The organism is Pseudoalteromonas sp. 0303 (assembly GCF_013349995.1).
Lineage (GTDB): Bacteria > Pseudomonadota > Gammaproteobacteria > Enterobacterales > Alteromonadaceae > Pseudoalteromonas.
The window spans coordinates 20,526-33,867 of the sequence record NZ_JABVXF010000024.1 but is presented as its reverse complement, the minus strand read 5'-3'; the positions used below and the strand labels follow the sequence as shown (position 1 = coordinate 33,867).

Annotated in this window: 11 protein-coding genes; 4 read left to right on the top strand and 7 right to left on the bottom strand. The window is 41.0% G+C overall.

Annotation, left to right across the window (positions count from 1 at the left end; translation table 11 throughout):
• Positions 1–72: 72 nt before the first annotated feature.
• Positions 73–1,620, top strand: coding sequence for a methyl-accepting chemotaxis protein (locus tag HUS62_RS15370; RefSeq protein WP_175080211.1), 1,548 nt, complete (start codon positions 73–75; stop codon positions 1,618–1,620).
• Between the two features lie 59 nt (positions 1,621–1,679).
• Here HUS62_RS15370 and clpB read toward each other — a convergent pair whose 3' ends face one another.
• The 3 genes from clpB to rluD all read right to left on the bottom strand — a co-directional run bounded on the left by clpB (position 1,680) and on the right by rluD (position 6,060).
• Positions 1,680–4,256, bottom strand: a complete 2,577-nt coding sequence (clpB, locus tag HUS62_RS15365) for an ATP-dependent chaperone ClpB (RefSeq protein WP_175080210.1) — start codon at positions 4,254–4,256, stop codon at positions 1,680–1,682.
• A 98-nt stretch (positions 4,257–4,354) separates the two neighbouring features.
• Positions 4,355–5,077, bottom strand: a complete 723-nt coding sequence (gene pgeF / locus HUS62_RS15360; RefSeq protein ID WP_175080209.1) for a peptidoglycan editing factor PgeF — start codon at positions 5,075–5,077, stop codon at positions 4,355–4,357.
• A 5-nt stretch (positions 5,078–5,082) separates the two neighbouring features.
• A complete protein-coding gene (rluD, locus tag HUS62_RS15355; protein ID WP_058585463.1) occupies positions 5,083–6,060 on the bottom strand; it encodes a 23S rRNA pseudouridine(1911/1915/1917) synthase RluD in 978 nt (325 codons plus the stop codon).
• Between the two features lie 129 nt (positions 6,061–6,189).
• Between rluD and HUS62_RS15350 the strand changes: the two genes are divergently transcribed.
• Positions 6,190–6,948 carry an outer membrane protein assembly factor BamD gene (locus HUS62_RS15350; protein ID WP_054561898.1) on the top strand — a complete coding sequence of 253 codons (759 nt, stop codon included), beginning with the start codon at positions 6,190–6,192 and terminating at the stop codon, positions 6,946–6,948.
• Between the two features lie 95 nt (positions 6,949–7,043).
• Here HUS62_RS15350 and HUS62_RS15345 read toward each other — a convergent pair whose 3' ends face one another.
• Complete coding sequence (locus HUS62_RS15345; protein ID WP_054551748.1) at positions 7,044–7,382, bottom strand: P-II family nitrogen regulator; 339 nt, start codon at positions 7,380–7,382, stop codon at positions 7,044–7,046.
• A 138-nt stretch (positions 7,383–7,520) separates the two neighbouring features.
• Between HUS62_RS15345 and HUS62_RS15340 the strand changes: the two genes are divergently transcribed.
• Both HUS62_RS15340 and HUS62_RS15335 read left to right on the top strand, forming a co-directional pair.
• Positions 7,521–8,069 carry a GspH/FimT family pseudopilin gene (locus HUS62_RS15340; RefSeq protein WP_175080208.1) on the top strand — a complete coding sequence of 183 codons (549 nt, stop codon included), beginning with the start codon at positions 7,521–7,523 and terminating at the stop codon, positions 8,067–8,069.
• 113 nt (positions 8,070–8,182) lie between these two features.
• Positions 8,183–8,680, top strand: a complete 498-nt coding sequence (locus HUS62_RS15335; RefSeq protein WP_175080207.1) for a GspH/FimT family protein — start codon at positions 8,183–8,185, stop codon at positions 8,678–8,680.
• Positions 8,681–8,686: 6 nt separating this feature from the next.
• Here the strand turns inward: HUS62_RS15335 and HUS62_RS15330 are convergent, their stop codons facing one another.
• The 3 genes from HUS62_RS15330 to HUS62_RS15320 all read right to left on the bottom strand — a co-directional run bounded on the left by HUS62_RS15330 (position 8,687) and on the right by HUS62_RS15320 (position 13,008).
• Positions 8,687–9,112 carry a type IV pilin protein gene (locus HUS62_RS15330; RefSeq protein ID WP_175080206.1) on the bottom strand — a complete coding sequence of 142 codons (426 nt, stop codon included), beginning with the start codon at positions 9,110–9,112 and terminating at the stop codon, positions 8,687–8,689.
• A gap of 152 nt (positions 9,113–9,264) precedes the next feature.
• Positions 9,265–12,483, bottom strand: coding sequence for a pilus assembly protein (locus HUS62_RS15325; protein WP_175080205.1), 3,219 nt, complete (start codon positions 12,481–12,483; stop codon positions 9,265–9,267).
• Between the two features lie 12 nt (positions 12,484–12,495).
• On the bottom strand, positions 12,496–13,008 hold the full coding sequence (locus tag HUS62_RS15320) for a pilus assembly protein PilX (RefSeq protein ID WP_175080204.1): 513 nt from the start codon (positions 13,006–13,008) through the stop codon (positions 12,496–12,498).
• Between the last annotated feature and the right edge of the window lie 334 nt (positions 13,009–13,342).

The window sequence follows — 13,342 nt, the reverse complement described above, 5'->3', positions numbered from 1 at the left end:
GCCACCCCTTCCCTTACATTTTTCTGAGACTATAATCCGCACACCATAAAAAAGTATATTTCGAGGACTCATATGCGTCGTGGGCAAGAAATCGTCAATCAAGAAGTGACATACTCTGATAACCAAGAGCTTGTCTCTACCACAGATTTACGCGGTGTAATCACATACGTAAATAAGGAATTTTGTACTATAGCAGGTTACACCGAAGAAGAGCTTCTCGGAAAAAATCATAATATTGTACGCCACCCTGATATGCCTAAAGCGGCATTTAAAGAGATGTGGGAAAAACTTAAAGAGGGCCACTCTTGGCGTGGCATGGTAAAAAACCTCTGTAAAGATGGTCGCTACTATTGGGTCGATGCGTTCGTTACGCCTATTTATGAGCATGGCCAGCTAGTTGGCTATCAATCAGTGCGTACCAAGCCATCTGAGCAATTAAAAACCCGTGCGATGGCACTGTACACTAAAATAAATGGCGGTAAATCAATCGCATCATTTCGTGAGAATATTTCACTTAGACAAATAGTGTCTGCGATTTTATTGCTTGCAGGTATTACTGGGTTAGCAATGACCACCTCATGGATGGTTGCTTTAATCGCATGTGTCCTTTTAGCACTACTTTTTGCGCTAAATTATGACGAACTGGTTGTTACGCCAAGCCACTTAAAGCAGCAACGTGCAGAGTTTGATTCAGTCTCACGTTATGTGTATTCGGGCTCTCATCCATTTAGTATTGCTGCCTATAATCAGCAGATGTTGTTCGCTAAGCTTAGAACTGTATTGGGTCGCGTGAAAGACTCTACTTACTCATTCAAAGACATTGCTACTAACTTAGATAAACAATCGTCACAAACCGAGCAAGGTATTGCTGCACAAGGCCAACGTTTAAGTGATATTGCTACGGCAATGACACAAATGAGTGCGACTATTGGCGAAATTTCAGCAAATACTCATCACACTGCTGATAAGGTTAAAACCACTTACCAAAGCTGTAACGATATCAAACTGCATATTGAAGATAATAGCAGCATGGTGTCTGATCTAGCTAACCAAGTAGAGCAAGCAGCCACTACCGCTAATTCTCTTGCTAGTGAAGCAGACAAAATAGGCCAAGTAATGAGTGAGATTGAAGGCATTGCTGAACAAACAAACTTATTAGCGCTGAATGCAGCAATTGAAGCAGCACGTGCCGGTGAGCATGGCCGAGGTTTTGCGGTTGTAGCAGATGAAGTACGCGCACTTTCTTCACGTACTCAAAATGCAACAGCACAAATACATAGCTCAATTAAAGAGATCCAAGATACGTTATTTCGCTGGTCTAAAGTGATGCAATCAACTAAAGCGCAAGCAGATAGTTGTGTTGATACGACTGCACACACTCAAACTGAGCTTGCGAGCATCTTCGCGCAAATTGATGAAATATCAGGTCTTGCCACTGAGATATCGACGGCTGCTGAGGAACAACAAGTTGTCAGCACCGATATACGCGAAAATGTAGAAAGCATTAAAGGACACAGCGAAGAGAACTTGAAGCTTAGCTACAACGTAGCTAAAGATGCAGCGGGGCTTGTTGAAGGCTCACGCAAAGTTAACGATATGCTGTTAACCTTTAAAGTTTAAACTTAACTGATACAAAAAAGCCGCATCATAATTGATGCGGCTTTTGTTTTTAGGGCTAATTAACGACTCGAGAAAACAAGTCCATTCTCATCAGCATCAATATGGATGATGGCACCTGGTTGGTAATCGCCACCGAGCAGACGCTGTGCTAACGGATTTTCAATGGTATGTTGAATAGCTCGTTTTAAAGGCCTTGCCCCATAAACAGGATCAAAACCACTTTCAGCGATGCGGTCTAAAGCTGCATCCGTAACTTCAAGAATGTAGCCTTTTTCAGTTAATCGCTCACGTAGCTTACTTAACTGAATGTCAGCAATTTCCTTAATGTGCTCATTAGCAAGTGGATGGAATACCACGGTTTCGTCGATGCGGTTAATAAACTCAGGGCGGAACTGACTGACTAATACGCCCATCACTTTTTCTTTTAACCCGGCATAATCATTTGAACCTGCTTGCTCTTGGATAATATCCGAACCCAAGTTAGAGGTCATGATTATCACCGTATTTTTAAAATCAACGGTACGGCCCTGACCATCCGTTAAGCGGCCATCATCAAGAACTTGCAGTAAGATGTTAAATACATCAGGGTGCGCTTTTTCGACCTCATCCAATAAAATGACAGAATACGGACGACGGCGTACCGCTTCAGTTAAATAGCCACCCTCTTCATAGCCAACATAACCCGGAGGTGCACCGACTAAACGTGCCACCGAGTGTTTCTCCATAAACTCCGACATATCAATGCGCACCATGGCATCTTCAGTGTCAAACATGAAACTGGCTAGTGCTTTGGTCAGCTCAGTTTTACCTACCCCTGTCGGGCCTAAGAATAGGAATGAACCGATTGGGCGATTTGGATCAGCAAGTCCTGCGCGAGAGCGGCGAATTGCATTCGCAACAGCTACAACGGCTTCATCTTGACCAATCACTTTGTGGTGTAATTGATCTTCCATTTGCAGAAGCTTTTCACGTTCACCTTGCAGCATTTTCGATACCGGAATACCTGTCCAACGCGATAAAATCTCAGCGATTTCGTCTTCACCTACTTGGTTTTTAAGCAAGCTCATTTCTTGCATTTCTGCTTGTGAAGCAAGGTCGAGTTTGCGCTCAAGTTCAGGGATACGACCATATTGCAGTTCAGACATACGCTGTAAATCGCTGGCACGGCGTGCCACATCTAAATCAAGACGTGCCTGCTCAAGTTCTGCTTTGATAACTTGCGTGCCTTGCAGTGAGGCCTTCTCAGCATTCCACACTTCATCTAGTTCGCGGTATTGCGCTTCAAGTTCAGTGATCAGTTCTTGCATTTCAGTGCGGCGCTTTTGACTCGCTTCATCTTTTTCTTTCGCCAACGCATTATCTTCCAGTTTTAACTGAATAATACGACGCTCTAGCTTATCTAAAGACTCTGGTTTTGAGTCAATTTGCAAACGAATTGAAGAACCCGCTTCGTCAATTAAATCTATTGCCTTATCTGGTAATTGGCGATCGCTGATGTAACGGTGCGACAACTGCGCCGCGGCAACAATGGCCGGATCGGTAATATCAACTGAGTGATGCAGCTCATAACGCTCTTTTAAACCACGTAAAATTGCAATGGTGTCTTCAACCGATGGTTCATCAACAAACACCTTTTGGAAACGACGCTCAAGTGCCGCATCTTTTTCGATGTATTGACGATATTCATCAAGGGTTGTGGCACCCACGCAATGTAACTCACCACGGGCAAGTGCAGGCTTTAACATATTACCCGCATCCATTGCACCGTCTGTTTTACCTGCGCCTACCATAGTATGGATTTCATCAATAAAGAGGATGACTTGGCCTTCTTCTTTGGCAAGTTCATTCAATACTGATTTTAAACGCTCTTCAAATTCACCACGATATTTAGCACCAGCAACCAAAGCACCTAAATCAAGGGATAATACTCGCTTGTTTTTTAAACCTTCAGGTACTTCACCATTGATAATACGTTGTGCAAGGCCCTCAGCAATCGCTGTTTTACCCACACCTGGCTCACCAATTAATACCGGATTATTTTTAGTGCGGCGTTGTAATACTTGGATAGTACGACGAATTTCGTCATCACGACCAATGACAGGGTCAAGCTTACCTTGCTCTGCTCGCTCAGTTAAATCGATGGTGAATTTTTTTAATGCCTGACGAGTTTCTTCAGCATTTGGGTCTTCTACTTTTTGGCCACCACGAATGGCTTCAATTGCAGCTTCAATCTTGCTAGAAGTAATATTCAGCGCTTTAAAAATGTCACCTAATGGACCTTTATCATCACACGCGGCAAGAACAAACAACTCACTCGAAATGAATTTATCTTTTCGTTTTTGAGCATATTTATCGCATAAGTTAATTAACGAAATCAGGTTATTTGACAGCTGAACATCGCCACCAATACCTTCAACTTTAAACAGTTTTTCGATTTCTTGGGATAACTTAGTGTTTAACTCATCAGCACTGACGCCTGCTTGTGCAAGTAACGCACGCACACTTGAACCATTTTGTTGAAGCAATGAATACATTAAATGCACAGGCTCAATAAATTGATGATCGCGCCCAAGTGCTAATGACTGCGCATCTGAAAGCGCAGATTGAAATTTACTTGTAAATCTATCTAAACGCATAAGGGTTTACCTATTAAAAAATCTAATTGCTTAATTAATGGGTATGCTTAGTGATTTGTTCAAGTAAAAGAAGAAAATTTAATCGCAAAAAAGGCGTATTAATTGCGCCAGATCAAGCTAGCCATACGGCCTGTTTGTCCATCGCGGCGATAAGAGAAAAACAGTGATTTTTCAGTGACGGTGCAGTGCTCACCACCATATATTTTGACCACACCTAATTGTGCCAATTGCTGGCGTGCTAGTAAATAGATATCAGCCATGTATTTTTCGTGCTTGGCTGTAAAAGCTTGTTGATGCTCTGGGTTTTGTGAGCAAAAACACTCTTTAACTTCTTGCCCAACTTCAAATTGTAAAGGACCGATGGCTGGGCCTAACCAAGCAATGATATCGCTTGCTGGCGCTTGAAAGTGCGAAACCGTGTTTGCCAATATACCTTGCGCTAAACCACGCCAGCCACCATGGACAGCAGCGACTTCATCCCCAGAACTCGAGCAAAGCAATACTGGTAAACAGTCTGCGGTCATTATCGCCAGCGGCTGCTTTATTAAACGGGTGTAAAGCGCATCAGCAGAGCGTACTTGGCTTAAGTCAGACTGCTCATCAATTACGACTACATCGCTGCTATGTGTTTGGTTTAACCACACAGCAGGATTAGGCAGCTGATTTGCAAGTAAGGCACGATTTGCAAGCACGGCTTGCTCATCATCACCAACATGTAAACCCACATTAAAACTATCAAAGGGTGCAACCGAAACACCGCCCTGTCGGGTGGTACTCAGCGCGCTAACAGAGTTTGGGGCAGTCCATGCTGGTGTGATCATAACGCTTAAAACTCGATATTTGGGTTTGCTTTAGTATCAGCGCGTAATGCTTCTGTCATTGCAGCCATATCATCTGGAATTGGCGCTTGCCAGGTCATTAGCTCACCAGTGATTGGATGCGCAATTGATAACTTAACAGCATGTAATGCTTGGCGTTTAAAGTCGCGTAGCATTTGAAACAGCTCAGGTGTCGCGCCTTTTGGCGGGCGCGGACGACCACCATACAGTTGATCGCCAACTAATGGATGGTTTAAATAAGCCATGTGTACACGAATTTGGTGAGTACGGCCTGTTTCTAGGCGTAAACGTAAGCGTGTATGTGCACGGAATTTTTCTGCAACACGATAATGCGTCACAGCTGGTTTGCCCATTTCATGCACGGCCATGTGAGTACGTTTTGTTGCATGTCGACCAATTGGTTTTTCAACCATGCCACCCGCTGTCATTGTGCCATTACAAATTGCTTCGTATTCACGGGTGAAGTTTTCACGCTTTTGTAAAGCAGAAACTAAATGAGTTTGTGCCGGAATTGTTTTCGCCACCACCATTAAACCGGTGGTGTCTTTATCTAGACGATGCACAATACCTGCACGAGGCACATTAATGATGTCAGGGTAATGATGTAGCAAAGCATTTAATACCGTGCCATCTGGGTTACCCGCACCAGGATGTACAACTAATCCCATAGGTTTATTGATCACCAAAATATCATCGTCTTCATAAACGATGTTTAATTTGATATTTTGTGCCTCGTATTCACGAGGGGCTTCGATGGTTGTTTCTACACTCACCACTTCGCCACCGAGTAGTTTTTCGCGCGGTGTGTTTAATATTTCGCCGTTTACAGTGATTTTATCATCCAAAATCCACGTTTTTATACGTGAACGAGAATAATCAGGGAACAATTGCGCTAATACTTGGTCTAGACGTTTACCGCCAAGGTCAATTGGAACCTCGGCTTGGAGAGAAATTTGCTCTGACATTAGTAACTTTACCCAATTTACCAGTGCAAGCTGTGCTCGACTGGGTTAGAATCGCTTTAATATAATACGTATAGTTTACTCGGTTTTCCTCACTTGGCCTAGCCGAAGACATCGAAGGTAAGAAATAAAATGATAAATAAAATAGGGAAACGTGCGTTCGCCATAGTTTTTTCAGTATCTGTACTTGGCTTAGGTGCCTGTTCATCAGCGCCAGATCAAGAAGATATCCAACGCGTTCCTAATAAATCTGCGCAAGCTTTATATGAAGATGCAAAACAAACATTAGATTCAGGCTTGTATGCTCGTGCAATTGAGCTATTAAGTGCTATTGATTCTCGCTACCCTTTTGGTCCTCTATCAAAACAAGTACAAATGGACTTAGTGTTTGCGCATTATCAAGCAGGTAATACTGAACAAGCACTAGCAACTATCGACCGTTTTATTCGATTAAACCCGAACCACAAAGATTTAGACTACATGTATTACATGCGTGGCTTGGTAAACATCAAAGCGGATGAAAACGCATTCCAAGAATATTTTGGTGTAGACCGTGCCGACAGAGATGCAAACCGTACTCGTGTCGCATTTACTGATTTATCAACACTTTTAAAACGTTTTCCTAACAGTGCCTACGCACCAGAAGCGAAAAAACGTTTAGTGTGGCTACTGAATAAAATGGCACGCTACGAGTTAAAAGTTGCTGAATACTACTATGAGCGTGAGGCATACCTTGCTGCTGCAAACCGTGGTAAATATGTGGTTGAGCACTACTCACAAAGCAGCTACCTTGATCAAGCACTAGAGATCATGGAAAAAAGCTATAACAAGCTTGGCTTACCTGAGCTAAGTGAACACGCTAAAGCAACGCGAGAAGCTAACAAGCGTTAAAATAGACTAAAGTAAAAAAGGCGCCTTAGGCGCCTTTTTTACTGTTTGCGATCGAATATACCCAAACCACCCCAAGGTGCGATTTTCAGTTGGAATTAAATCGCGTCTTCATCTTCTTCAGCGGTACGAATACGTACGACACGCTCAACGTCAGTGACAAAGATTTTACCATCACCAATTTTACCTGTTTGCGATGTTTTAACGATAACATCGATAGCACGGTCAACATCTTCGTCGCTTAATACGATGTCTAGTTTAACCTTAGGTAAAAAGTCCACCATATACTCAGCACCCCGATAAAGCTCGGTGTGTCCTTTTTGACGGCCAAAACCTTTTACTTCGCTTACCGTCATACCTGTGATGCCCACATCTGATAATGCTTCGCGTACATCATCAAGCTTAAATGGTTTAATAATTGCTTCGATTTTTTTCATTTTCGGGTTACTTATTATTTCTCGATTGCCTCGATTTTAGACAATCCCATTGCTGATGGCAAACAAAGCTATGAATTACGGTGATTAAATCAGCAATCATGATATTATTAAACAAAGTGATTCAAAATAGAGACAACAATGAAATCATTACAACGGGGTTTTACATTATTAGAGCTGATGGTCACGCTTGCCATTGTAGGTATCGTTGCACTGATAGCACTATGGGATAGCTCAGATATGCTAGAAAATGACCGTGCAGAAAGTTATTTATTAGAGTTAAAACGCACACTTAGTTTTGCTCGTGCAAAAGCGACTAGTAGTGATGAATTAGTCATTGTTTGCGCAGGCGATACAGAAGCAATTGAAAAAAATAGCTATGTATTTTGTTCGGGGGACTGGAGTCTGGGAAGTATTTTTGTATTTGTAGATAAGAGCCCTAACGGTACTTTTAACCCTAACCAAGGCGATATAATTTTGCGCGTGATGGAAGAGATACCCGATCACAGTTCGCTAAGTTTTGATGGTGCAAGAGTTATAAGATTTGAAACTAGCGGTATGATTAGGACTGAGCCAGGTACATTTGTGTATTGCCCTTCAAAAAGCAGTAATGATAACAATAAAGCCTTATCTATTTCAAAATCAGGCACCGCAATGTATGAAGGAAAAACAACAAAAACATGTAATTAGCACTACTAGATTGACAACTATTTAACCTCTATTACAGTTAAATAAATAACCATTATTCGGAGTCTTCAAGGATGAAGGCACTTATAACTCTGCGCAGCCTAAACGGAGCAACATTGTTTGAAAGCCTCGTAGTGCTATCAATTTTATCACTCCTGCTGCATATAGCCTTATTTGAATATAAGCCACTTCTTTCTAAAAACCGTTTAGAAAGCAATATGCAAACGGTGAAAAGAGCGCTGCAGTTTACTCGCCTAAAAGCGCAAACAAATGATGCCTATGTAACCTTTTGCGCGTTAAAACACAACAGATGCAACAAAGCTATATGGCACAAATCGTTAACCGTTTTTGTAGATAGAGGCGTGCTTGGTGTACTTGAAAGTGGTGATACTAAACTAATGGAAGTCGAAGCAATAAGTAAGTTCGACATGCTGACTTACCCGCGTCATGCAGTTACGTTTAGCCCAGCAGGTATGCCGATGGGGCTAGGTAACGGGACATTTATCTACTGCCCAGAATATAGTAAAGCAAGCCTCAAAGGGCTTGCAATTAGGGTCAGCCCGATAGGCCGAGTTAGATTAATTGATACTGATAAATGTCAAACTGATAATTGATAAAGCTCATTTACCCCAACAGGTGCTTGAGTCAGCAGACCCTGTTGACGTTTTTAAACCCGTATCAGAAATAGACAATGTTTCACATTCAGCATCTTGTAATGGTGGGCCTGATTTAGGTGTTGCCATAAATGTAAATGTACCCGCATCGTTATCTACCTCGACACTAATGGTGTAAAAGTTACTCTCTGTTGTCGTAGATATACCTAAATCAGAAATTGTGCTTGTATATTCTCGATTATCGACAAAGTACTGCTCTTGTTTATTAGCTGCATCTAATAACGAAGTAATTGCCTCTGTTCTAGCGGTACGTTTTACGTGCTCAAAATAACTAGGAATAGCAATGCTCGCGATAATCCCTAAGATAGCTACAGTAATCATCAGCTCGATTAGCGTAAAACCGTTATGACCCTTTGTTCTTATAAAGTTCATTTTTTTAAAACCTATATAATTGTTTTTAGAGGATTTACCTCTATTTGTTCTTATCTTAGATGGCTAATAATAATTATGCAATTAAGGCGAGTATTCAAATAGCTAACACATGCTCCGCCTTAACATGTAAGGCAGAGCAGTCGCTTAGTGCTTTATTGGCTATTATCGTTTCGCTCTTGCTTATAGATGAAAGTTTGTTGTGTTTTAAAGCCAAAGCCAATGGGAACTGCATCACTAACAAGTTTAATTTTACCATCTTCGATAACTAAACCTGGACCTTGGATCTCCTGTACTTTCAGTGGATTTTGTTCACCTTTAATACCTGGGCCAATGGTTAAAAACTGGCTTTGCTCTTTAACCTTTTCGTCTGTATTGTCATCACAGTAACCATCGCTATTACCATCAACACAGCTGTCACCTACACCAAAATAAAGTTGAGGAGTATCAGGAACATCATTCGAGGTAGTAAATTTCAAGCTGTCATACACTTTTGTACCGTAATGTAAGTGGAAAGCGTATAAACTTCCTGAACCACCAGTTAGTGAACACTGATTCGCTGTTTCTGTAGATGAAGCTGGTGTATAGGTTGTGAAATAAGCGACACCACCGATAACTGTACTTGCTGCAAGGGATTTTTCACCTGCAGAAGCTAAATTGTAATACCAACCGTGATACTCACCTAACTCAACTTCTAAGTCAGTAAATTTATCAACGTCGTCCAGTGCATTTCCAAATGGATCAGAATCCATATTCATCAAGTCAGCTTGTGTAATTGCTGCGGGTACATCACTACCAAGGAATGGCTGAGTTACCGTATTGATATCACGGATCATAAATAACTGATCGTTGGTAACAGTGCCCGTTGGTTTAGAGCGGTTACCACTGCCTATTAGCACAGCATCAAATGGCGTATCAATTCGTGTAGTTACTGTTTCACCATTGACGGCCGTTTCTGATACTTTGCTGAACATAGTTCGTGCAATTAAAGGCTTATAGAAAAATCGACGATCTTGGGTTGAAAGTGCACTCCCTAAGCTTGCTAATTTAAAATGTGTCCATGGGTTTTCTGAATCGCTGGGACTGTTAGAAGGCATATCAACACGCCACACATCACCGCCTGTATCCGTTGCATATAGCCTATCAATATAACCATCATAGTCAGAATCTAAGATACTAATATCTGACGCAATACTATGCTTACCTAAAAAGCCATTTTCATTCGGCGTTAATGCCCACACTTTTTTGCCCGTTTGCGCGTCAACAATAAAAATACCACGTCCATGGGTATCATCTGTACGAATAACATTGTCTTTGTTTGTATCGTAACCCGCACCAAAAATAAGCACGGGCCTGTCTTTATAACCATCTAGATTCACATACGTCACTGTAGGTTTAGACCAAGTTTGCCCTAATTCTTTAAAGTCACCTGTGCCACCTACAATTGGTTGATCCCACAGTAAACTTGGCGAGTCTGGGTTAGTTATGTCGAGTCCGTAGTAGTAATTTCCACCGCGTCTTAAGCCAAAGAATGCCCAAACTCGGTCTGAGCCATTTACTACTCCATCACTATTTTGATCATCAAAGAATACTGAGATTGGCCCGTCAACACCATAAACCTTGGTATCTGCTTGGTTATCACGAAGTGGCTTTATTATTTTATACAAGCTTCTAGGGATAAACGCCCAGCTTTCACTTAGCACATCATTTTTATCTTGGAACATGTGCAAGTAACCGGCATTAGTGCCTATTAAAACTCGGATATCATCATTACCATAATCAATTGTTACAGGTTTTGAATGAAGTGGATCACCAAAGATGTCTTTACGTGAATCCGTTGTCGATCCATCTTTGTCTTCATCATCAACATCGAGACCTCTTGACCAGTTAATAAGATCTTCAACTTCATCCGGATCAGCTTCAAAATCAACGGCAGCCTTGTCTATAGTCCCGTAATGGAATACAACCCGATAACGGGTAAAGTTAAGCATGCGCCCGTTGACATTTGTTAGTACTTTACGCCCTTCATTCGGCACGCTAGAAGAGTTAGACAAATACAGATTTACACCACCTAGCTCAACTGAATTACCATCAGCGCTTTCACCGCTAGGCAGCCAAAAAGTTTTAGCGTCTTTATCGATTAAACCATCTTCATTTAAGGCAGATTTACCATCTCTATCGATAATTTGATCGCCAGATACTTTTAGCTTTTTCAGATTTCCGCGCCAACGAGCCCCTGTTTTAGGATAAAACATCGCATAATAAATCGATTCGCGGCTGCGTGTTTGGTCAACGTTGTTACTTGCTATAGATGGTGCCGTGAAAGTATCGTTCACTTCTCGAATTTGAGTAATCGTATTTTTAAGGGCTTCAGAAAGTTGCTCTGCAGTATTGGCATGTAGGTACTTACCGCCACCTTCAGCTGCCGTTTCTGATAGTAAGCGCTTACCATTATCACTCATGCCAGAGCCAAAACCTATGGTATAGACACGACCTGTTTCGTGAATGTCTGTCGTCGTTGGCCTTAAATCAACTTCAACATCATCAGTACCGTGAATAATTTTTGCAAGCTTGTGTAAATACACTCCGGCAATTTTATCGCTATCACTTAAATAATTACCAAAATACGACTTGTGTAACGCGCTAATATTAGAGTCTTGTTCATTATCAGAGCCAGCTGATGGGTCACCGTCTGTCATATAGATAATGTTAACTGAGTTATCACAGCGCTTTACTTCTTCTGAATTATCAAACGGTGAAATATATGAGCTGTTATAAGCAATGCGAGGCTCATCCCAACAAACATACCTCCACCCACTGTTATAGCGCCATTCACATACCTCCTCCATATATGTACTTGTTTCGGTCTTCTCTATGGACGTATCACGTAGTACGGCATCAACTTTTTCGCCGTAGAAGAGACTTTGCCCTGTTATATAAAGATATGCTTCCCAGAGTGTTTCGGTCAGTGGTGTACCGCCATCGGCTGGCAGCCCTGCAATTGTGGTCTTTAAGGCAGATATATCTGAACCAATGCCTGTAAGTACATAGCCACCATTGGTGCTGTTAAAACGCATTAAGCCAAAATCAATGTCATCGTTACCATCAACCAGTTTAGTAATAGAATCTTGCGCAACGCCTAAACGGCTATCTGAACATGGAATGTATAAACCATTTGAGAAGCCACAACTGTTACCTGAACTAGTTGAAAAAGCCATACTACCTGAGGTATCAAAAACAATAAGAACCCGAGGTTTTTCATCTAGATTGGCATTGTGATTGACATATAATTCAATATCTTCAGCGTGACCCAAAAAACTAAACACTGCTAAAGAAGTTAGCAGTATACATTGAGTTATTTTTTCTAAATTCATAACTTTTCTCCACTAACCACCGGTATTGAGGCTAGCCATTTCTTGGGCAACGCCTGTGCTGATCGTTAAGGTATGTTTACTCTTAGTGCCATAAGTAATAGTGGTATCTACTTGGACCATGTTACATGACACACCGGCGGTAAAGTTAAATTTACGTGGGCATGGTAAATCTAGCGCACCATTATTTAGATTTGTCATAGTATTAGATGCGCCATCCATATCATCCATACCAAAACCGCCCTCAGGTATTTCAGATGCCTTCATTAAAAAAGCACTATTGCCACCTGCTGCTGCTTCATTTGCGATAACTTTTTGCACAGTACCAATTAAGCTATTTTCTGCCGTTTCACGCTCTTGAGCTGAATTTGTAATTTTTATATCTACACTGCTGCTATTCATTAAAGTCACAGCTATACCTGTCACAGCAACGACCATAATCAAAGCAATAATAAGCACTATGCCTTGTTGTTTGCGTATATTAGGAACACTGTATTTTCTATTTCGATTAATTGAAAAGTTTTTCATAGCAAACCTTCGTGTTGATATTTCATCTACATTTAGCCTAGTAGTATCTAAGTCAGAAAAATCAGGTAAAAAGTGTTTTTAAATTCCAAAAACACAACCTATTAATGCTAACTAATTAGTATTATAATAAATACACAATATCATTCCAGTTATTTATTAAAAAATTTAAAGATTTAATTCAAGAAAATATAGAAAGGTAAAAAAGAAAATTACAATCAATTTAAAATGTTACAAACCACCTAAAGCTAAAATAAAAAAAAGATCGATATTACAAAAATTTAAGTGTAAATCTTTCAGTACAAAGTTGCTTTGATAGATTATAAAGTTAGATAAT